19 protein-coding genes are annotated in these 19962 nt (G+C 63.0%); 12 read left to right on the plus strand and 7 right to left on the minus strand.

The window, feature by feature from the left end; all coding sequences use genetic code 11:
- Nucleotides 1-45 precede the first annotated feature (45 nt).
- Nucleotides 46-1248, minus strand: a complete 1203-nt coding sequence (locus AC1DZ8_RS22280; protein WP_477301314.1) for a multidrug effflux MFS transporter — start codon at nt 1246-1248, stop codon at nt 46-48.
- A gap of 187 nt (nt 1249-1435) precedes the next feature.
- Here AC1DZ8_RS22280 and AC1DZ8_RS22285 point away from each other — a divergent pair, with 187 nt between their 5' ends.
- From AC1DZ8_RS22285 to AC1DZ8_RS22305, 5 genes are all read left to right on the plus strand, one after another.
- The gene (locus AC1DZ8_RS22285) at nt 1436-2119 is read left to right on the plus strand and encodes a TetR/AcrR family transcriptional regulator (RefSeq protein ID WP_477301311.1); all 684 of its coding nucleotides are present in this window, start codon (nt 1436-1438) and stop codon (nt 2117-2119) included.
- Between the two features lie 131 nt (nt 2120-2250).
- Entirely contained in the window at nt 2251-2796 is a 546-nt protein-coding gene (locus AC1DZ8_RS22290) for an SspB family protein (RefSeq protein WP_477301309.1), read from the plus strand.
- Between the two features lie 18 nt (nt 2797-2814).
- On the plus strand, nt 2815-3009 hold the full coding sequence (locus AC1DZ8_RS22295; RefSeq protein ID WP_477301307.1) for a DUF4169 family protein: 195 nt from the start codon (nt 2815-2817) through the stop codon (nt 3007-3009).
- A gap of 13 nt (nt 3010-3022) precedes the next feature.
- The gene (locus AC1DZ8_RS22300; RefSeq protein ID WP_477301305.1) at nt 3023-3268 is read left to right on the plus strand and encodes a ribbon-helix-helix domain-containing protein; all 246 of its coding nucleotides are present in this window, start codon (nt 3023-3025) and stop codon (nt 3266-3268) included.
- Between the two features lie 18 nt (nt 3269-3286).
- Nucleotides 3287-3787: a hypothetical protein gene (locus AC1DZ8_RS22305; protein WP_477301303.1), complete on the plus strand. Its 501-nt coding sequence runs from the start codon at nt 3287-3289 to the stop codon at nt 3785-3787.
- Between the two features lie 23 nt (nt 3788-3810).
- Here the strand turns inward: AC1DZ8_RS22305 and AC1DZ8_RS22310 are convergent, their stop codons facing one another.
- The 4 genes from AC1DZ8_RS22310 to AC1DZ8_RS22325 all read right to left on the minus strand — a co-directional run bounded on the left by AC1DZ8_RS22310 (nt 3811) and on the right by AC1DZ8_RS22325 (nt 10358).
- On the minus strand, nt 3811-7761 hold the full coding sequence (locus AC1DZ8_RS22310; protein ID WP_477301301.1) for an AsmA family protein: 3951 nt from the start codon (nt 7759-7761) through the stop codon (nt 3811-3813).
- Nucleotides 7762-7875: 114 nt separating this feature from the next.
- Complete coding sequence (locus tag AC1DZ8_RS22315; protein WP_477301299.1) at nt 7876-8376, minus strand: hypothetical protein; 501 nt, start codon at nt 8374-8376, stop codon at nt 7876-7878.
- Between the two features lie 47 nt (nt 8377-8423).
- A complete protein-coding gene (locus AC1DZ8_RS22320; RefSeq protein ID WP_477301297.1) occupies nt 8424-8921 on the minus strand; it encodes a hypothetical protein in 498 nt (165 codons plus the stop codon).
- A 27-nt stretch (nt 8922-8948) separates the two neighbouring features.
- A complete protein-coding gene (locus AC1DZ8_RS22325; protein WP_477301295.1) occupies nt 8949-10358 on the minus strand; it encodes an FAD-binding oxidoreductase in 1410 nt (469 codons plus the stop codon).
- Nucleotides 10359-10478: 120 nt separating this feature from the next.
- Between AC1DZ8_RS22325 and AC1DZ8_RS22330 the strand changes: the two genes are divergently transcribed.
- From AC1DZ8_RS22330 to AC1DZ8_RS22345, 4 genes are all read left to right on the plus strand, one after another.
- On the plus strand, nt 10479-10958 hold the full coding sequence (locus tag AC1DZ8_RS22330; RefSeq protein WP_142865359.1) for a thioesterase family protein: 480 nt from the start codon (nt 10479-10481) through the stop codon (nt 10956-10958).
- A 235-nt stretch (nt 10959-11193) separates the two neighbouring features.
- Complete coding sequence (locus tag AC1DZ8_RS22335) at nt 11194-11391, plus strand: hypothetical protein (RefSeq protein ID WP_112394615.1); 198 nt, start codon at nt 11194-11196, stop codon at nt 11389-11391.
- Between the two features lie 275 nt (nt 11392-11666).
- The gene (locus AC1DZ8_RS22340) at nt 11667-12815 is read left to right on the plus strand and encodes a histidine kinase dimerization/phosphoacceptor domain -containing protein (protein WP_477301292.1); all 1149 of its coding nucleotides are present in this window, start codon (nt 11667-11669) and stop codon (nt 12813-12815) included.
- The gene (locus AC1DZ8_RS22345; RefSeq protein ID WP_477301290.1) at nt 12812-13255 is read left to right on the plus strand and encodes a response regulator; all 444 of its coding nucleotides are present in this window, start codon (nt 12812-12814) and stop codon (nt 13253-13255) included. The genes AC1DZ8_RS22340 and AC1DZ8_RS22345 overlap by 4 nt, the downstream gene beginning before the upstream one ends.
- 5 nt (nt 13256-13260) lie before the next feature.
- Here AC1DZ8_RS22345 and AC1DZ8_RS22350 read toward each other — a convergent pair whose 3' ends face one another.
- Nucleotides 13261-14166 carry a dienelactone hydrolase family protein gene (locus tag AC1DZ8_RS22350; RefSeq protein ID WP_477301288.1) on the minus strand — a complete coding sequence of 302 codons (906 nt, stop codon included), beginning with the start codon at nt 14164-14166 and terminating at the stop codon, nt 13261-13263.
- Nucleotides 14167-14457: 291 nt separating this feature from the next.
- Here AC1DZ8_RS22350 and AC1DZ8_RS22355 point away from each other — a divergent pair, with 291 nt between their 5' ends.
- From AC1DZ8_RS22355 to AC1DZ8_RS22365, 3 genes are all read left to right on the plus strand, one after another.
- Nucleotides 14458-14601, plus strand: a complete 144-nt coding sequence (locus AC1DZ8_RS22355) for a hypothetical protein (protein ID WP_477301286.1) — start codon at nt 14458-14460, stop codon at nt 14599-14601.
- A gap of 22 nt (nt 14602-14623) precedes the next feature.
- On the plus strand, nt 14624-15055 hold the full coding sequence (locus tag AC1DZ8_RS22360; protein WP_477280507.1) for a hypothetical protein: 432 nt from the start codon (nt 14624-14626) through the stop codon (nt 15053-15055).
- Nucleotides 15056-15472: 417 nt separating this feature from the next.
- Entirely contained in the window at nt 15473-17545 is a 2073-nt protein-coding gene (locus AC1DZ8_RS22365; protein ID WP_477301284.1) for a putative bifunctional diguanylate cyclase/phosphodiesterase, read from the plus strand.
- 6 nt (nt 17546-17551) lie between these two features.
- Here the strand turns inward: AC1DZ8_RS22365 and AC1DZ8_RS22370 are convergent, their stop codons facing one another.
- Nucleotides 17552-19867: a glucose/quinate/shikimate family membrane-bound PQQ-dependent dehydrogenase gene (locus AC1DZ8_RS22370; RefSeq protein WP_477301282.1), complete on the minus strand. Its 2316-nt coding sequence runs from the start codon at nt 19865-19867 to the stop codon at nt 17552-17554.
- Nucleotides 19868-19962 lie beyond the last annotated feature (95 nt).

The following is a 19962-nucleotide window of genomic DNA, read 5'->3' on the forward strand; positions in this document are numbered from 1 at the left end:
AAAGGCCGGGACAAACCCGGCCTTTTCCGATCGATTGCAGTTGGCTTACTCGGCCGGTGCTTCCACCGCTCGTGAACGGCCGAGCGTCAGCTTGGCCAGCGTGAACGAGATCACGGCGCACAGCGTGATGCCAGCCACCATCGGCAGCGGCGTGCCGTCGAAGAAGATGCCGGCGACACCCATGGCCAGTGCGCCGATGGCAAAGTGCAGCGTGCCCATCAGCGCCGAGGCCGTACCGGCGATCTCGCCATGCTCTTCCATGGCCAGCACCGACGTCGTCGGAATGACCAGGCCGAGGAAGCCGTAGCCGACGAAGAGCAGCGCCGCCATCACGTCGAGCCGGTCGACGCCGGTCGCCATGATCGCAAACAGCACCACCATCGTCGTGGCATAGCCGGTCACCGCAACCCAGACGACGCGCTTCAGGCCGAAGCGTTCCGACAGCACTCCGGTCAGCTGCGACATGCCGATAAAGGCCACCGCGTTGATCGAGAAGAACACGCTGTAGACCGACGGCGACAGCCCGTAATGGTCGATCAGGATGAAGGACGAGCTCGACAGATAGACGAAGAATGAGGCAATGCCGAAGCCGGCGATCGCAACCAGACCAAGGAAATTGCGGTCGCCCATCAGGAAGCGGTAGCCGGCAAGGGCTGTTCCGAAGGACGAGCCGACGCGTTCTTCCGCCGGCCGCGTCTCCTTGAGCGAGGTCGCGAGCAGGATGGTGGCCAGTGCCGCCGCACCTGTCACCGTCCAGAACACGGCGCGCCAACCAAAGTTCTCGATGATCTGGCTGCCGGTCAGCGGCGCGAGAATCGGCGACACCGAAAACACCAGCATCAACAGCGACATCAGCTTGGCGGCTTCCGTGCCGGTGTGCAGGTCGCGCACGATGGCGCGCGGCACCGCCATGCCGGCGCTGGCGCCGAGGCCCTGCAGGAAGCGGAAGGCGATCAGCCATTCGATGGTGGGCGCCATGGCCGAACCGATGCCGCCAACCATGAACAGCGCAAGGCCGCCATAAAGCGGCAGCTTGCGGCCGACCATGTCGGAAATCGGCCCGACGACGATCTGGCCGAAACCCATCGACAGGAAGAAGATCAAAAGGCTCATCTGCACGGCAGCGGTGCCGGCATGCAAATCCTCGCCGATCGACGGCAGTGCGGGCAGATACATATCGATGGCGAAGGGGCCGATGGCGGACAACAAGCCGAGCACGACCGCAATGCGGAGGAATTTGGGACTCATGATAATGGCTTCTTTCGAATCTGGTTGCCGCCGGCAAGCGACGTCTAACCCCAGGACGTTCCATCCCGTCGAAATCCTACGCCCCGGGGCGAATTCAGTCGTCCCCTCGGCGCAAATTTCCGTTGTGTTATGTCCACAAATTTAGACAGCCTTGTCTAATTCGTCAATCACCTCTATATAGATTTTTATGAAGCATGCCGTTTCTCCTGACATTTTCCCGCCACGCGGCCACGAGGCCAAGCGTATGTCTATCATCGATGCGGCGGCCTCGGTGTTCTGCCGCGAAGGGTTCGCCGGCGCCAATATAGACCTCATCGCGGCGGAGGCCGGCGTCTCGCGCCAGACTATCTACAATCACCACCGCGACAAGGAAAAGCTCTTCATGGCCGTGGTGCGCGATCTGACCGAGCGCTGCAATGCCGGCATCTTCGCCACCTTCGCCACCTTCCCCGACCAGCCCAGGGATCTGGAAGCCGATTTGATCGGTTTTGCCGTGCGCATGAACCAGAACTGCATCTGCAATCGCGACGGACGCTTCCTGCGCAAGCTGATCCAGACCGAGGGCGAGCGCTATCCCGAACTGTTTGCCGAATGGCGCGACCAGGGTCCGGGCCGGACATGGCCGGCACTTGCCGCCCGTTTTGCCCGCCTCGCCCATGCCGGCCATCTCACGGTCGACGATCCCGATGTCGCCGCGCGGCAGTTCCTGGCCCTGGCCAACGCCGAACTGCAGACCACGTTCATGCTCGGCGGCACGCCATCGGAGGATGAAGTGCTGCAATCCGCAACCCATGGCGTGCGAACTTTCGTGCGCGCCTTCGGCAAGCGCAGATCCGCGGCAGCGGTGGAAAAGCAGCTGGCCAGCGCCTGAGCGATCGAAGCCAGCGATCAAATCGTCAGTGACGGGCCTCGCTTCCGCACATCAGCGATCTATATGCGGTTTACGCCGCCCTCAAGCTTGATTACAGCTATGCGGACGATTCAACGGAACCCGACCAGCACATGGCCGACGACCACATCCGCTACGACATTCTGGCCCAGGAGGCGTTGCGCGGCGTCATGCGCAAGGTCCTGGCCGAAGTCGCGCGCACCGGCCTTCCCGGCAACCATCATTTCTTCATCACCTTCCTGACCGGCGCGCCGGGCGTGCGCGTGTCGTCCAGGCTGCGCGAGCGCTATCCCGAACAGATGACCATCGTCATCCAGTTCCAGTATTGGGACCTCAAGGTGACCGATACCGGCTTCGAGGTCGGCCTGTCCTTCTCCGACGTGCCGGAGAAACTGGAGATCCCGTTCTCTGCCGTGCGCGGCTTCTACGACCCGTCGGTGAATTTCGAACTCGAATTCGACGTCAAGACAGACATTCCCTCAGAAGACGAAGCGCCGGCACAGCCGGCGCCCGAGCCCTTGGCCATCGTCTCCGAAAAAAAGCCGAAGGCCGAGAAGAAGGCGGCTGCCGCCGAAGCCGAGAAGAAGCCTGCCGCGGCCGATGCCGCCGCCGGCAAGGGCGCCGACGTCGTCTCTCTCGACGCTTTCCGCAAGAAGTAGCGGGACGGACGGCGCGACATGGGCGACGTCGTCAACCTTCGCCAGGTCCGCAAGCAAAAGGCGCGCGCCGAAAAGGAACGGCAGGCTGGCGAGAACCGCGTTCTGCATGGCCGTTCCAAAGCCGAAAAGAGCCGCGACCAGTTGATCGCCGACAAGGCAGAAACCTTCGTCGCCGGCCACCGCCGCGAACGCCCGGAAGATCAGGGCGATTGATGGGCAGTCCGCGGTGAGCCCGGTCGAAAAACGCTCGGTGACGATCCGCGGCCACCGCACCAGCTATTCCCTCGAAAAGCCGTTCTATGACGACCTCGTCACCATCGCAGCGGAACGCAAGCTGACGCTCGCCGCGCTGGTCGCCGAAATCGACGAGACAAGGCCGCGCGACGCCAACCTCTCCTCGGCGCTCCGGCTGCATGTGCTGGACTGGGCCAAGCGCGGCGCGGCAAGGCGTGCGCGTATGATCGTAGAATAGCGACTAAACGGGGGCGGGATGGTCCATCATCAGCATGTCGGGCCAATCGGGCGATATCAAGTGCCGGAGCGCTCGCGGTTCCGCTGGGATGCAGAACGATTCAAGATAGCTTCCATCACGCCTGGCATCGAAGTGCTTGAGGAAGGTGGGGGTGGGCGCGAGGAAATGCACTACAACGCCAAACTCAAAATCGAAGGGAGTGTGTATTCTATCAGGGCGGTATCAGAGCCGGAGTTCGACGAATCTGGCAATCAGGTCTTCAACTACCGCAACGGCGACAAGAAGCCGAGCAATCAAGTTTGGATCAATGTCCATGCATTCGAAATCCTCGAACGAGATGGTCGCCCTAGTTTTTCAAGGGTTTATATCGATTCTGACACCGAACAGTTGGCCCAAATAATTTTCGATTTTCTCAGCGTAAGCAGGCCTGTATATTCAGATACGAACAAAGCTGTTCGGATAATTTTCTCCGATAAAAACCCGATCTCTCCGAAGAATTATTCAATAGCTCGCAGATAGCGACCGCAACTTTTCGACCACGTTTAATTGCCCAGCGACTTCAGCAGATTGTCGACCGAGAACGGGTTTACCTTGGGCTTCGGCGGCGCCGGGGCCGAACCGTCATTGACGCCTGGCAGTGAGCGGTCGACCTTCGGCGCCTGCTCTTGCGCCTTGCGTTCGGCCTCCAGCCTGGCCTTTTCCTGCGACGCAATCCGCATCGCCTGTTCAGCCTTCTTGCGTTCGTTTTCGGCCTTGGCGGCGTCTTCGGCTGCCTGCTGCTCGGCCTGCGCCTTCGCGTCGGCATCCGCCTTGGCCTTTGCATCGGCTTCCGCCTGCGCTTTCGCATCGGCTTCCGCCTTTGCTTCCGCATCCGCCTTGGCCTTGGCCTCCGCTTCGGCCTGAGCCTTCGCGTCGGCCTCCGCTTTCGCCTTGGCGTCGGCCTCGGCTTTCAGCCGCGCCGCTTCCTCCTGCTTGCGCAATTCCTCGGCGGCGTTGTCGCGTTCGGTCTGCAAGGCGGCGTAGTAGCGCACTTCGCGCCGCAAGCGCTGCTTCTCGAGCAGTGCTGCCTGCATCGCCTCGACCCGCTGCTGTTCCTTTTCCAGCGCGCGCTGGGTCAAAAACTGCGCCAGCGGCTCGCTGTCGAACTGCTTCTTCATCGCACCGAACGGCCCGTCGACGCTGAAATTGAGTGAGGGATCCGACCCGACCAACGCCTCGTCGCCGGGCTTGTAGGTGATCGTACCCCTGGCGGCGACGGTGCTGGTGTTGAGGTCCGCCGTGATGTCGGCGGACAGCGTCGCGCTGGCGTTTTCCAGCTTGACCGGCGGCGCTCGCAACGTGCCGCCGGCAACCGTGAAAGCGATGTCGGTATCGCCGGCCACGAAACTGCCGTCTCCGGCGATCTGCGGCGCAAAGCCCGCGGTCTTGGCCACGTCGATGTCGCGCCCGATCGCATCGGCCTTGGCGATCAAGGCGCCGAAGGCATCGGGATTGACGCCGGCAATGGTCAGGCCTTTCAGCGCCGCCGTGCCGGAGCCGGAGAGTGCCGCGATCATCGCATCGACAGATTTGCCGCTGGTGGACAGGCCGGTCGAGAAATCGCCGCTGCCGCTCGGGCCGGCATTGGGCAGCACGGTCGTGAGATCAGCGCCGGCAAGCCGCATCTGGCCGGAGAACAGCCCGGTGCCGTCGGTGTTCTTCAATTCGAACAGGCCGGTGAGCGCGCCGCCCAGCAGCTTTGCCTTCAGGTCGGAAACGCGGATTCCTTCCTGGTCGAGTTTCAGCGACAGCGAGGCGTCATAGGCCGTGGCCAGTGGTCCGGCGGCAAGCGTGGCTGTCGTTAAATCCATGTCGGCGGTGAACGGCAGGCTGGATTTCTGGCTGAACGGCGCCGTCGGCCAGCTGCCGTTGCTGGCGATGAAGGATTGGTCACCGAACAGCGCCACCGCCATCGGGTCGAGGTCGAGTTCGTCGAGCGCCAGCGCGCCCGAGAGATGCGGCAGGCCCTGCTTCACGTCGAGATTGATGTCACCGGACACGGCCGCTTCGTTGATCGATCCGCCGAGACCGCTCAGCACGAGCAGGCCATTGCCGAAATCGGCATCCGCGCTGAGCGAGGTCGAGGTGCCTGTCCCCATGCCGGGCAGGCCAACGCCCGTCGTCATCAGCCAGGGCTCGATGTCGGAGGCGTCGATGCCGATATTACCTTTGGCGGTGGCACCTTGCGGTGTCTGAGCAACGGTGCCGTCAAAGGTTGCCTTGAAGTCATCGGCAGCGAGGTTGAAGCTCGTCGCCAGGCCACCGCCAAACGTGCCTTTCGCCGAAATGTCGGTTGACGCCTGGCCAAGCATGCCGAGCGGCAGCGCCGGCATTCCGTAGAGCGCCAGCAGCGCGGTGGCGTCGGGGTTTTTGGCGTTGAAGGTCAGCGTCACCGGCGCGTCGAGCAACTGGCCGACGGCACCCTTGCCCGACAGCGACGCCGAGAAGGCCGAACCGCCTGCCTTGCCTTGCCCGCTGACGGCCAGCCCTGTCGTGCCGTCGCCATTGTCGGCGGCACTTGCCACAAGATCGACGCGCGCGTCCTGGAACAGCTCGGGATAGGCAGACGTGCGGCTTGCCAGCCCCTTCAGCACATCATTGTCGGGATAGTGTTGTGCGGCAATGTCGATCAACGGCTTCAGATCGACGGCGACCACCGAGGCGTCGAGCTTGCCGGTCGGGCTTGCCGGAAAATCCTTGATCCGGCCGGTGGCGCTGATCGAGGCACCAGCCAGGCCGCCGATCGACAGCCGGTCGATTTCGAGCAGGCCGTCGCGCAACCGGAGCGCAGTGTCGACCGTGTCCGCGGTCAGCCCGCCGGCGCTGACCGGCCCCGCCTTGATCTGGAAATCGAGGTCGCGGTCGGAGAAGCGGTTGGCGCCCTTGTCGCTGACGAAGATCGAGGCGAACGCCGTCAGCCCGTCGACGTCGAGTTCGCCGCCCGTGAGCCGCATCAGCACTGACGGCTTGGCGTCGTCGGGCTGGCTGGAATCGATGCGGCCGGAAAATTTTGCCTTGCCGAGGATCAGTTCGAGATCGCTGAACGCCTGGCGCCTCTCCGAGAGATCGACCTTGGCCTTGAAGCCGGCGGCAGGCAGCCGGCGGATCGCTTCGTCGACATCTTTCGACAGCCAGGCGGCAAAGCCGGAAGGCTGTGCCACCGCCAGAAGCATGGAGCCGGTGAAGCCAAAATGGTCCTCGACGCTGAGCATGCCGCTGGCTTCCAGCGTGGTGCGCCCAGGCAAGGTCGCGGCCATCGACTTCACCGACCAGCCGCCCTCGACCGGTTCGGCCGAGAGATGCACGTCGCGCACTGTGGTGTCGCCGGCCACCACCGCCGGCAGCTTGACCTCGACGGTGCCGGGAATGGTCGGTTTCGGCAGGTCGAGCAGGGCTTGCTCGATCCCGGCAATGCGCTGGTCCAAGGTCAGGCCGGCGCCCTTCTCGGCGCCCACCGCCTCGTCCAGTTGCACCTGCGCGCCATTGGCTTCGATGGCGAAGCTGGGCTTCAACCCGAGATCGACCGAAGCCTTGCCGTCGGCGGTATAGGGATTGTCAAGCGGCCCGGTCTCGAAACGGAATTCGTCGACGCCGAGCTTCTGGTGGTCGAGCGAAAACTTGCCGTTCAGCCGGAAGCCCGGATCGGTCTTGGCCGCACTGACTTTAACGGTCTCGCCATCGCTGCCGCGTAGCTCAACTGGAGTTTTGTCGTTCTTGTCGGCGCCGGAAATCTTGAACTGGCCGGAGTAGACAGCGGCCCCGTTGACGATGCCGGCATTGCCGTCGGTCTCGATGACCAGCGGATAGGCATCCGGATCGACTTTGAGTCTGAGCCGCATCTGACCGTTGCCCTCGGCCTTGCCAGTCGAAGCGGTGAGCGTCGAACGCAGGCCGTCGAGCAGCAATGTGCCGTCCATGCGCCACGGCCCGGCCAGCGACTTGGCCGAGATGGTCGAATTGATTTCGGAGATGAGATGGCTACGCCCGCCGGCGGCGTGACGCAGCGCAATCTCGCCCTCCGTCACCGTCAGCTTCTCGATCGAGATCTGGTTGAGGTCGAAGGGCGAGGACGGCCGCATCGCCCAGTCGACAGTGCCGTTGTCGGCAATGTCGATCGTCGCCTTCGGATGCACCAGCCGCATGTCGAAGATCAGCACTTCGCCGCGCAGGAACGGCGCCAGCTCCGCATCCATCGAAAAGGTCTCGACGGTCATCGCCGGCTGGCCGCCGGGACCACCGGCGACGGTAACGTTGGAGAAGGTCACAGAGGGGAACGGCAACAGCCGCGCCGTGGCGTCGCCCTGCACCGTCACCTTGCGGCCGAGAATGGCGCTCGCCTCGCGCTCGAACTGGGCGCGGTAGCCGGTCCAGTCGATAAAATACGGCACCACCAGTGCTGCACAGAGCACCAGCACGAACAAGCCACCGAAGATCACGAACAGGCGTGCGAGCATCAGCTCCGAACGGGTTGATTGAAAGTCAGCCGCACTCTACCCGCATCAGCGTGTCGATAAAGAGGCAATTCATCTGGCGGACACATTGCGGTTGGCCCATCCCGGTGCACCCGATCAGCGAGATCCGACCGCCTCCATCAGCACCGGCAGGACCGCCCCCTCATGAAGGCTGACCGAAAAGCTCCTTGCAATAAATTCCAGCGTCGAATCATGGAACGTCAGGATGAAGTGCCGATAGTCGGAAAACAGCTCCGGTGTGTGAGACGAATGAACCCGGTTTGCCTTCTCCTGGGAAGCGATCCAGGACGAGTTGAGGACGTCGAACGCGGAATACGGCCGCAGCCCCAGCCCATACAAGCGATGCCCGCTGATGGCTTCGTCGTTAGGCGGGCCGAATTGAAATACCCGATAAGGATCCGCCGTCAGGATGGCGATCGACTGACCGCCTGTCGCGGACGAGATCGAGCGCGGATTGGTGCCGTCGAATGACGGATCCGGCCTGTTGATGATGTAGGCGATGAGCAGCCTGCCCTCGTCGGCAAAGACATGCGGCAAGGGCGCGCCGGGAGACGATTGCGGCACGTCGATCGACAACAATGCCTCTGATGCCGGCATCTGCTTGGCCTCCCTCGGTAACTGTGCAGCCTTCGCCGCCCACGGTTTTACCGCGCCATCGCCCTTCGGCGATACTCGTTCAGCAGCACGGCCATCTCCTCGGGCGAAAATGGCCAGCCCTTGGGCAATGCGGCTTCGGCGCCCAGGCTTTTGGTGATGCTGCGCATGACGGAGCTTTTCTTGACACCCGGTGCGAAATTATAGCCGATCATCTCGCCGGCTTTGGGCAGGTTGTAGACGTGGAAGCCTTCAACGTCCTGCCAGCGGACTAGTTTCGGCGATCGAACAAGACCGCCGCCGAGCATGAAACCTTGTCCGTTCAGCACCAGCATCTGTGGGCGCACAAGCAGCCAGGCAAACACCAGCGCGCATGGCCCGAAGAATGCCATGCACCACCAAAGCCCGGTGGTGTCGTCGTCCTTGGAGACATAGATCATGAAAGCACTGCCCAGGACAAAGACGAGGCTGGCCAACAGCATCAACAATGTCTTGCCGCGTGATGCCCTTATAACCAGGGGCTCCACAGTCTTGGTGCCGTACCGCATTGCCGCCCTCGCCCACTCCCATTTCGGCTATGCAGGTAATATCTTGCCCGGGTTCATAATGTCTTGCGGATCGAGCGCCTTTTTTATGGAACGCATGATATCGACGCCGTGACCAAGTTCGTGGCGCAGGAAGCCGATCTTGCCCTGGCCGATGCCATGTTCGCCGGTGCAGGTGCCGTCCATGGCGATCGCCCGCATGTTCAGCCGCGCGACGAATTTTTCGGCCAGCGCGATTTCCTTGGGGTCGTCGACATCCATCAGCACCAGCACGTGGAAATTGCCGTCGCCGGCATGGCCGACGATCGGCGCCACCAGGCCCATCTCGGCGATATCGGCCTCGGTTTCGGCAACGCATTCGGCCAGCCGCGAGATCGGCACGCAGACATCGGTCGACAGGCCCTTGGCGCCCGGCCGCAGCGTCAGCGATGCCCAGTAGGCATCATGCCTCGCCTTCCACAATTTCGTCCGCTCCTCGGCGACGCTGGTCCACAGGAACGGCCCGCCGCCATTGTCCTCGGCAATCGCGCCGAATGTTTCGGCCTGTTCGGCAACGCCGGCATCGCTGCCATGAAATTCGACGAACAGGCACGGGCTCTCCGGATAATCGAGCTTGGAGTAGTTCTTCATCGCCCGCATCTGCAGCGCATTGACGAGTTCGATGCGCGCCACCGGGATGCCCATCTGGATCGTCGCGATGACTGCATTGCAGGCCGCCTCCAGGCTTGGAAACGGGCAGACGCCGCCAGAGATCGCCTGCGGTATGCCCTGCAGCCTCAGCGTCAGCGACGTGATGATGCCGAGCGTGCCTTCCGAACCGACCAGCAGCCGCGTCAGATCGTAACCGGCCGAGCTCTTCTTCGCCCGCTTGCCGGTGGTCACCGTCTCGCCATCGGCCATGACCGCCGTCAGCGACAGGACATTCTCGCGCATGGTGCCGTAGCGCACCGCATTGGTGCCCGACGCCCTGGTCGCCGCCATGCCGCCCAGCGAAGCATTGGCGCCGGGATCGATCGGAAAGAACAGGCCGGTGTCGCGCAAATGCCGGTTGAGATCCTCGCGCGTCACGCCGGGCTCGACCGTGCAGTCGAGATCCTCAGGGTTGACCGCAAGAATCCGGTTCATGCGCGAGGTGTCGACCGAGATGCCGCCACCCGGCGCGTTGGTGTGGCCCTCCAGCGAGGAACCGACGCCGAAGGCGATCACCGGCACGCGGTGCGTGGCGCAGGCGCGCACGATCTCCTGCACCTCTTCCGTCGTCTCCGGGAACGCGACGCCATCGGGCGCCTGCGTCGGGATGTAGGTTGTGGTGTGGGCATGCTGCGAGCGGATCGCCGCGCCGGTCTGAAAACGCTCGTCAAGCTGCTGCTTGAGGATGCCGAGCACGGCTGCGATGCCTTCCTCGTTGCGTTCGACCGGGTTGAGGTCGCTCAGAGCCATGAATTCCTCCGCGAATGGACCAGCGTCCACGCTTGTTATGCGATTATGGATGCGTAGTCTTGCCCGCCACGCCCTGTCCAGCACCAGAACTCGGTCCAGCACCAGCACAAGGAATGTTCCATGCCCATCCCCGCCCCCTACGTCTCCAAGCCGATGGACATCGAGAAGGACTGGATCGACTATAACGGCCACCTCAACATGGCCTATTACAACGTGCTGTTCGACCGCTGCTCGGACGAGGCGTTCGCGGCGATGGGCATGGGGCTGGACTATGTCAAAGAGCGGCGCCTGACCATCTACACGGCCGAGGTCCATGTCTGCTACGTCCAGGAGTTGCATCTCGAACACAAGGTCGTCGTCTCGTTCCAGCTGATCGACCATGACGACAAGCGGCTGCGGGCCTACCAGGAAATCCGCCATGTCGACGGCTGGCTCGCCGCCACCTCCGAAACCCTGTCGCTGCATGTCGACATGTCCGGGCCGAAAGTCGCACCCTTCCCTGCCGACGTGCAGGCCAAGGTGGAGGCGATGCGCGCCGCCCATGCCGCGCTGCCGATGCCCGAACGCGCCGGCCGTTCGATCGGCATCAAACGCAAGTAAGCCGAACTCTGTCCTCACCAGGGGCTCCAAAGCCACACTCGCAAGTCAAAGTCGCAGCGTCCTCAGAATCCACAGGTCGCTGCGCTTGAAGCGCTTTCGGGCCCGCGTTAACCTTACCAAGGTTTTAACGTTAACAAACCATTTGAGCCATTGAACGACTCAGCAGACCGTTTGAGAACGGGTCGATCCGAGTTGCGATGCAGGCGGCGGGGCACAGGCGGTTCGAGGAACGGGCATGAAAACCGACATCAAGGTCGAAGTGGACAGGCTGGCCGCCGATCCGCGCGTTACCGACTATGATTTCTGGCGCTCCTTGAAGAACGTCAACAACGAGATCTTCCAGATCGCCAACAACAACGAGCCGATCCCCTTCGACATGATCCGCTGGCGCGCCATCCTGAAACAGGCGCGCATGAAACGCGGCCACGCCTGACGTTTCGCCTGTCCTGAAATCGCCGCCAGCGCGCGAGCACTAGATCCCGTTGACGACTGCAAAGCCGCCGCGCTGACCATCGCACGGGGTCAGAGTTTGTTCGCATGGATCGAATCGCGGACAGTTGGCGAGCTTAAAAAGCCGTTTGTTTTCAATTGATTGTGGAACCAACGTTTTGGTTCCACAAACGGTCTGCTGCGACAAGAAAGCTTAGGGTTGAACCAATTCCACGCCTGAGCCGTTGTGCCCCCTGAAAAACGGCTTGGAGTGAAAGCATGGACTGGAAAAGGACCAGGGAACCGGCCGACGCATGGCACATGACGGACGATCTGCATGCCGAGCATGGCAAGGGCGATCCGTTCGCGGCAGCCATCCGCGCCACCCGCATGTCGATGATCATCACCGATCCCCGGCAGGCGGACAATCCTATCGTCTTTGCCAATGACGCATTCCTGCGCCTGACCGGCTATGAGCGCCACGAGGTCATGGACAAGAACTGCCGCTTCCTGCAGGGGCCCAAGACCGACAAGGCAGCTATCGCCAGCGTACGCGACGCGATTGCCGGGGGAACCGATATCGCCGTCGATCTTTTGAACTACCGCAAGGACGGCTCGACCTTCTGGAACGCGCTCTACATCAGCCCGGTGTCCAACGACAAAGGTGAGCTTCTGTTCTTCTTCGCCTCGCAACTCGACGTCTCCGACCGCAAGCACTCCGAGCACCGCATCACCGCCGACAAGAACCGCTTCGAAAAGGCGGTGAAGGAACGCACCCGTGAGCTTGAAGACGCCCTTGAGGCACAGACCACGCTGCTGCACGAGGTCGACCATCGGGTGAAAAACAACCTGCAGATGATCTCGTCGCTGATCATCATGCAAAGCCGCACGATCAAGGATGAAGCGACCAGGCAATCGCTGACCACCATGCTGGAGCGCATCGAGGCGCTGAGCACCGTGCATCGCCGTCTCTACCAGTCAAAGGATGTCAGCCGGTTCGACGTGTCGGATTTTGCCAAGGATCTGGTAACCGATCTGCTGACCGCTTCTGGGCGCAGCGAAATCAAGTCGACGCTGGATCTCGAACCGATCGTCATTTCGGCTGAAAAGGCCACACCGGTCGCCTTGATGGTCAACGAGCTTGTCACCAACGCACTGAAGCACGCTTTCAAGGAAAAACCCGACGGCACCACCAGCGGGCTCATCGGCATCAAGATGAGCCAGCCCGACGGCCACTTCAACATCGAAGTATCCGATGACGGCGTCGGCATGGCCGATGCCAGCGGCGACGCTTCATTCGGCATGCGGCTGATCAAGTCGCTTGCCCGTCAATTGCATGCCGACATCGAATGGCGCGACGCCGGCCCGGGCACCAGGGTCGTCATCTCGATGCCCAACGAACCGCAGCAGAAAGGGAATGTGTCATGAGTGAACCTCTCAAGATCCTGATCGTCGAGGACGAGGCGCTGCTGGCGATGGAACTGGAAAGTCTTGTCGAGGAGGCCGGTCACCAGGTTGTCGGTTGGGCGACATCCTCGGCCGAAGCAAGGACCATGGTTGAAACCACCGAAGCCGATATCGCCTTTGTCGATATCCACCTCGCCGATGGTCCGACCGGGGTCGACATTGCCGAACACATCCGCGAGCGCAAGCGCTCCGTGGTGGTGTTCATGACCGCCAATCCAAAACGCATCCCCGACCATTTCGCTGGTGCCGTCGGCGTCATCGCCAAGCCCTACACGATGAACGGGCTGGTGTCGGCATTGCGCTATCTGCAGGAGGGCGTGCGCCGCCCGCCTCCGGTCTCGGTGCTGCCGGCCGGCTTTACGCTCTCGCCGGCCTATCAGAGCGTATGGGCGGCCGCGTAAAGCGGCTACGCAAGCTTCTCCTTCAGGAAAGCGATCGTCCGGCCCCAGGCGAGATCGGCTGCCTTCTTGTCGTAGCGTGCGGCTGAGGTGTCGTTGTTGAAGGCATGGTTGACGCCGTCATAGACATAGACCGTGTATTCGACATGCGCGGCGTCGAGCGCCTTCTTGTAGGCATCGATGCCGGCGTCGATGCGCTCGTCGAGCCCGGCATAGTGCAGCAAAAGCGCCGCCTTGATCTTCGCCGCATCTTCGGCCTTCGGCTGCATGCCGTAATAGGCGACGCCGGCCGCAAGATCGGGCGCATTGACGGCCAGATTGTTGACCGCGCCGCCGCCCCAGCAGAAGCCGACCGCGCCGACCTTGCCATTGCCATCCTTCTCGCCCTTGAGATAGGCGATGGTCGCCAGGCCATCGGCGGTGACCTGGCTGGCATCGAGCTTGGTGAACATGTCGCGCGCCTTGTCTTCGTCAGCGGGTGTGCCGCCGAGCGGCGACAGGAAATCCGGCGCCAGCGCCACGAAACCTTCCAGCGCCACCCGCCGCGCCACATCCTTGATATGCGGGTTGAGGCCCCTGTTCTCATGCACCACGATAACGGTGCCGAGCTTGCCCGACTGGTCCGCCGGCTTGACCAGATAGCCCTTCATCTCGCCGCTGCTGCCGGGATAGGTGATATCCTCAGCCTTCACGCGCGGATCGTTGTCGGCGACGATGGCCGCCTGCGCCGAGTTCGCCGCCAGTAGCGGCGCGATCGCAGCCGCCGCGGCGCCCGATCCGGCGAGCCTGGTCAGCTGTTCCATGAAGCGGCGGCGGTCGAGCGTCAGATGCGTGTATTCGTCATAGGCATCGATCATCGCCTGGCTGATGGCAGGGATCGCAGGCTTGGCGGCTTCGGCAGTGGGTTTCGTCATGGCGTGCTCCTCGGTGGGAGATGACCTCACGGTCACTCCGGGATGACCTTGCGGTCACCCTGGGATGACCTCGCGGGTCAAGATAGGGTGCAAGCGCGCACGGTCCAGTCACGGGCGAGTGACGGTTTCGCCGTCAGGCGGATCGTACGTGCTGAAAACGCCCCGCAGATCGCCGGGCAGTCATCACATTTTGGTCATTTCGGCAGATGTTGATGGTTGTCGCCACAATATGAGGGGAAGCTGACTGTGGCTTCGCCTGTCAGGCTGGCCCGACGAGAAGGAATAAATTTGATGACGTTGTCCACTCCGATCCTTGCAAGTGCTCTCGTGCTTGCTGTTGCTGCCTTGCTGGCAATGCGCTCCGCCGCTGCCGCGACCGCCGCGCGGATGGTGAAGGTCCGCATCGACCAGCGCCGTTCCAAAGCCCGCAACTGACAGAAATGCCGAGGGAAATGCCATGGACGCCCAGAGCATCGTGAACACCGTCGCCGAGAAAGCCGGCCTCGATCAGGCGGTCACCGAAAAGGTCGTCGGCACCATCTTCTCGGTTCTCGAGCATGAAGCCGAAGGCACCGCTGCCTCATCGTTCTTCGCCAAGATCCCGGGCGCCGACGCGCTGGCGCAGAAGTATGACGTCATGGCCGCCGCCCCTGCCGGCGGCGGTGGCTTCCTGTCGTCGCTGCAAGGCGCGCTTGGCGGCGTGCTCGGCGAAAAGACCGGCGCGCTGATCAACGGCGTCGCCGCGCTCAAGGCCTCCGGCCTCGACATGGCGCAGATCCAGAAGGCCGGCACCACCCTGATCCAGCAGGCGCAAGCCGCGGCGGGACCGCAGTTGACCAACGAAGTGCTGGACTCCGTGCCCAGCCTGAAGGGCCATCTCGGACTCTGATCGCAAAATCCGTTTCACCGCAATCCCTCGCCTGGCGCCAGAGTGTGAACTGGCTGGCGCACGGTTCGTATCGAGGTCGCGCGGCGAAGCGCAGACAGCGCGCCGCTTGGAAACCGTCGGCTTGAAGCGGTCGACTCTCTCGCTAAAAAAATCGATATTATGTGATTCTTGAGAGTATCCTACACTTTCTGGAAACCATGCATCCAGACGCACAAGCGCCTGCCAAATGCAATTAACCACCCATTAGAAGTTGAATCCGAGAGTGCCACCGAACTATCGGTAACCGCGTTTGGGGGCGGCTGCCTTCTCTCGCCTTTCGTCAAACCCCCGAAAATGGCATGTCTCGCAGACGGGCGGCGGATTGATCATGACAGAAGGTCCGGCACCTGCGCGGCGCATGAAGAAGGCGTCCCGACCATGATGCGCGTCATCTCCTGTGTGGCAATGGAGCACAATCTCTGGCTGGTGCTTGTGGCGGCGTTGGTCTGCAGCGCCGGTTCCTGGGCCACGATCAGGCTCTTCCTGCGCGCGCACGAGGCAACCGGCCTGCAGCAGATCGGTTGGCATTTCCTGACGGCGGTCTGCGCCGGATCGTCGATCTGGTGCACCCATTTCATCGCCATGCTGGCCTACGATCCCGGCGCGCCCATCGCCTTCGATCCGGTGCTGACGATCGCCTCGCTGTTCATCGCCATTGCCGGCACTGCCGCCGGTTTCATCGCCGCTGCGGGCCGTACGCGCATTGCCGCTTCCTTCGGCGGCATCATCATCGGCCTGGCCATTTCCGGCATGCACTACACCGGCATGGCCGCCTACCATGTCGATGGCCTGGTCGAATGGGACATGACCTATCTCGTCGTCTCGATCGCTCTGTCCGTGCTCTTTGCGTGCATGGCCATCAACGTCGCCCTGAACCATCGGATACAGGGCCATAAATACTGGGCCGCGACGATCCTCGTGGTGGCCATCGTCAGCCTGCATTTCACCGCCATGGCGGCATTGCAGGTGACGCCGCTGGCGATGCGCGGCGACTACACCGATCCCGCCGCCTTGCAGGCCATGGCGCTTGGCGTCGCCGTCGCCGGATTGATCATCATCGGCACCGGCCTCGCCAGCTATTTGATCGACGACCGCTCGCGCTCCGAGGCCTTTCGCCGCCTGCACCATCTGGCGATGAACGACGCGCTGACCGGGCTGCCGAACCGGGCCAATTTCAACGATCATCTCGATCACGAAATCGACCGCGCTCGAGAACTCGACGGCAAGGTCGCGATCATCGGCATCGACCTCGACCGGTTCAAGGAAATCAACGATCTCTGGGGCCACAGCGCCGGCGACCAAGCCCTGAAGACCCTGGCCGGGCGCATGAGCGCGCTTTTGCAGGAGGGCGAATTCGTCGCCCGTCTCGGTGGCGACGAGTTTGCCGGCGTCAAACGGATGAAGAGCCAATCGGACCTTGTCGATTTCGTGTCGCGCCTTGAAGCAGCACTTTTTGCGTCGATCCGAATCGACGGTATCGAAGCCACGACCGGCGCCAGCCTCGGCGTTGCGATCTATCCCAACGACGCGCACAACCGCGAAACCCTGGTCAACAACGCCGATCTGGCGATGTACCGCGCCAAGGCCAATGTGACGCGAAACGTGTGTTTCTACGAGCAGGCCATGGACGAGGCCGTCCGCGCCAACCGCACGCTGGCCAATGATCTTCGCGATGCCGTCGAGAACGGACAGCTGGATCTGCACTATCAGGTGCAGACGTCGGTCTCGACCGGCGATGTCAGAGGCTATGAGGCACTGTTGCGCTGGAAGCACCCGACACGCGGCAACATACCGCCAGTCGAGTTCATTCCGCTGGCCGAGGAAAACGGTCTCATCCTGCCGCTTGGCGAATGGGTGCTGCGCACCGCCTGCGCCAAGGCGGCCTCGTGGGAACACCCCTACAAGATCGCGGTCAACCTGTCTCCGGTGCAGTTCGCCCATGCCGACCTGCCGAAGCTCGTCCACGAAATCCTGCTTGAGACCGGGCTGCGTGCGAACCGGCTCGAGCTGGAGATCACCGAATCCACCATCATCGCCGACAAGAACCGCACCTTGACCATCTTGCGGCGCATCAAGGCACTGGGCGTCACCATCGCCATCGATGATTTCGGCACCGGCTATTCGTCGCTGGAGACGCTGAGAGCCTTTCCCTTCGACAAGATCAAGCTCGACCGCTCGTTCATGTCAGAGGTCGAGACCAGCCCGCAAGCCAAGGCCATCATCCGCGCCGTGCTGGCGCTTGGCCAGAGCCTCGACATACCGGTGCTTGCGGAAGGCGTAGAAACGCAAAGCCAGCTGTCGATCCTGCGCGCCGAGGGCTGCAACGAAGCACAAGGCTTCCTGCTCGGCCGCCCGGCGCCGTTCGGCGACATCTTCGCCCTGGTGCATGGCAAGGACGCCGCCTTCGCCATCAGGCTTGCGCCCGCATTGCCGGTCCAGGCGGTCGCCTAGACCCCTCTACTTCGGCAGCGTATAGGCCATCACATAGTCGCCCGGCTTGGTGCCGACCGAGCCGTGGCCGCCGGCGACGATAACCACGAACTGGCGGCCGTCGGCGACGGTGTAGGTCATCGGCGTCGACTGCCCGCCGGCCGGCAACCGGGCCTGCCAGAGCTGCTTGCCCGATGTCACATCATAGGCGCGCAGATAGTCGTCGACCGCCGCACCCAGGAAGGCGACACCGCCGGCGGTGATCATCGGCCCGCCGATGCCGGGCACGCCGACCTTCAGCGGCAGCGGCAACGGCGTCATGTCGTAGATGGTGCCGTTGCGGTGCTTGTAGGCGATCTTACCGGTCCTGAGATCGGCACCGGCGACATAGCCCCATGGCGGCGCCTGGCAGGGAATGCCGAGCGGCGACAGGAACGGCCCCATCACCACTGCGTAAGGCGCACCATCATTACGGTTCAGCCCTTGCTCGCTGCCCTTGGTGTTGTCGCCCGGCGGCGGCACGTCCGCCCGCGGCACCAGCCTTGATGTAAAGGCAAGATAGGTCGGCATGCCGAACATCACTTGGCGGACCGGGTCGACAGCGACACCGCCCCAGTTGAAGACGCCGAAATTGCCGGGATAGATCAGCGATCCCTGCACCGAAGGCGGCGTGTAGCGGCCCTCATAGCGCAGCTTCTTCAGTTCGATGCGGCAGGCCAGCTGGTCGAACATGGTGATGCCCCACATGTCGGCGCCGGTCAGCGGCTTCGGATTGAAGGAGAGATCCGAAGACGGCTGCGTCGGCGAGGCATGGTCGCCTTCGATGGCACCGCCCGGCGCCGGCACTTCCTTGACCGGGATGATCGGCTCACCGCTCCGCCTGTCGAGCACATAGAGGTCGCCCTGCTTGGTCGGCCCGACCAGTGCCGGCACGACGCCGGCGGCGGTGGTGATGTCGACCAGCGTCGGCTGTGCCGGCACATCCATGTCCCAGAGGTCATGATGCACGGTCTGCCGCACCCAGCGCAATTGCCCGGTGGCAAGATCGAGCGCCGTGATCGAGGAGGAAAACTTTTCGACATTGGCGCTGCGCCCGGCGCCGAGCTGGTCCGGCGTCTGGTTGCCGAGCGGCACGTAGATGAGGCCGAGCTTCTCGTCGGCGCTCGCCGTCGACCACATGTTGGGCGAGTTGTGAGTGTAGGTCTGCCCAGCCGGCAGCGGCGTCGTGACATCCGGATTGCCGGAATCCCAGTTCCACACCAGGGCGCCGGTGTCGACATCGAAGGCGCGGATGACGCCGGACGGCTCTTCGGTCGAATAATTGTCGTTGACCGCGCCGCCGACGATGATCTTGCCGCCAACGATCAGCGGCGCCGAGGTCGAGTAGTAGTAGCCCGACTTCGGATACGGCATGCTGGTCAACAGGTTCAGCGTGCCGGCTTCGGCGAAGGACGCGCAGACCTGGCCGTTGGCGGCATCAAGCGCGATCAGCCGCGCGTCCGAGGTCGGCAGATAGACGCGCGCTGCGCAAGGTTGGCCGGCGGCGATCTTGGTATCGGCATAATAGGACACGCCGCGGCAGGTCTGGTGCTGGCGGTTGGGATCGAGCTTGATCTTCGGGTCGTATCGCCATTTCTCCTTGCCGGTCGCGGCATCGATGGCGATGGCGAAATTGTGCGGCGTGCAGATGTAGAGCGCGTCGCCCACCTTCAGCGGCGTCACCTGATAGGTGGTTTCGCCGATGTCATCCGGACCCTTCACGTCACCGGTCTGGTAGGTCCAGGCCGGCTGCAACTTGGCGACGTTGTCCGGCGTGATCTGGTCGAGCGGCGAATAGCGCTGGCCGAACTGCGTGCGGCCATAGAAGTGCCATTCGCCCGGAGGCACATTGCCGCCGAGATCGGCGGTCGGCGTCACCTTGTCGGCGCTGAGCTCGCCGGCAATGTCCTTGGGATCGGCGGTCATCGAATAGCCGGCCACCGCGAGTGAGGCGAGCACCGCCAGGATGAGCGGCGCGCGCGCGTCAGGACCGGTGAGGCCCCGCCTTGCCCACGGCGTCAGCAGCCACAGCGCCAGAAGCACGATGATGCCGCCGCGCGGGCCGAGTTCCCACCAGTCGAAGCCGATTTCCCACACCGCCCAGGCCAGTGTGCAGAGCACGATCGCAGCATACAACCACAGCGCCGTCGATTTGCGCCGGAACAGCAGCCAGGCGGTTATCAGGAAGGCGAGCCCGGTGATGACATAATACCAGCTGCCGCCCAGCATCACGAGCCGGACGCCGCCGCCGCCAAGTGCCAGGCCGATGAGGAAGAGGATGAGGGAGGTGATGACGACAGCCAAGACGATACTCCTTCGACTGTTGCGCTTTGCGGCGCCTCTCAGGCAGCCGTCCCTGCCCTGTTGTCAGCTTTCTCCCGCAGGCCGCGTGTGTCAAG

Source organism: Mesorhizobium sp. P2_F7, from assembly GCF_056403695.1.

Coding starts and splice junctions, on each gene's coding strand:
- AC1DZ8_RS22280 (WP_477301314.1), bottom strand. CDS start 1,248: ATGAGTCCCAAATTCCTCCGCATTGCGGTCGTGCTCGGCTTGTTGTCC.
- AC1DZ8_RS22285 (WP_477301311.1), top strand. CDS start 1,436: ATGAAGCATGCCGTTTCTCCTGACATTTTCCCGCCACGCGGCCACGAG.
- AC1DZ8_RS22290 (WP_477301309.1), top strand. CDS start 2,251: ATGGCCGACGACCACATCCGCTACGACATTCTGGCCCAGGAGGCGTTG.
- AC1DZ8_RS22295 (WP_477301307.1), top strand. CDS start 2,815: ATGGGCGACGTCGTCAACCTTCGCCAGGTCCGCAAGCAAAAGGCGCGC.
- AC1DZ8_RS22305 (WP_477301303.1), top strand. CDS start 3,287: ATGGTCCATCATCAGCATGTCGGGCCAATCGGGCGATATCAAGTGCCG.
- AC1DZ8_RS22310 (WP_477301301.1), bottom strand. CDS start 7,761: ATGCTCGCACGCCTGTTCGTGATCTTCGGTGGCTTGTTCGTGCTGGTG.
- AC1DZ8_RS22315 (WP_477301299.1), bottom strand. CDS start 8,376: ATGCCGGCATCAGAGGCATTGTTGTCGATCGACGTGCCGCAATCGTCT.
- AC1DZ8_RS22320 (WP_477301297.1), bottom strand. CDS start 8,921: ATGCGGTACGGCACCAAGACTGTGGAGCCCCTGGTTATAAGGGCATCA.
- AC1DZ8_RS22325 (WP_477301295.1), bottom strand. CDS start 10,358: ATGGCTCTGAGCGACCTCAACCCGGTCGAACGCAACGAGGAAGGCATC.
- AC1DZ8_RS22330 (WP_142865359.1), top strand. CDS start 10,479: ATGCCCATCCCCGCCCCCTACGTCTCCAAGCCGATGGACATCGAGAAG.
- AC1DZ8_RS22335 (WP_112394615.1), top strand. CDS start 11,194: ATGAAAACCGACATCAAGGTCGAAGTGGACAGGCTGGCCGCCGATCCG.
- AC1DZ8_RS22340 (WP_477301292.1), top strand. CDS start 11,667: ATGGACTGGAAAAGGACCAGGGAACCGGCCGACGCATGGCACATGACG.
- AC1DZ8_RS22345 (WP_477301290.1), top strand. CDS start 12,812: ATGAGTGAACCTCTCAAGATCCTGATCGTCGAGGACGAGGCGCTGCTG.
- AC1DZ8_RS22350 (WP_477301288.1), bottom strand. CDS start 14,166: ATGACGAAACCCACTGCCGAAGCCGCCAAGCCTGCGATCCCTGCCATC.
- AC1DZ8_RS22355 (WP_477301286.1), top strand. CDS start 14,458: ATGACGTTGTCCACTCCGATCCTTGCAAGTGCTCTCGTGCTTGCTGTT.
- AC1DZ8_RS22360 (WP_477280507.1), top strand. CDS start 14,624: ATGGACGCCCAGAGCATCGTGAACACCGTCGCCGAGAAAGCCGGCCTC.
- AC1DZ8_RS22365 (WP_477301284.1), top strand. CDS start 15,473: ATGATGCGCGTCATCTCCTGTGTGGCAATGGAGCACAATCTCTGGCTG.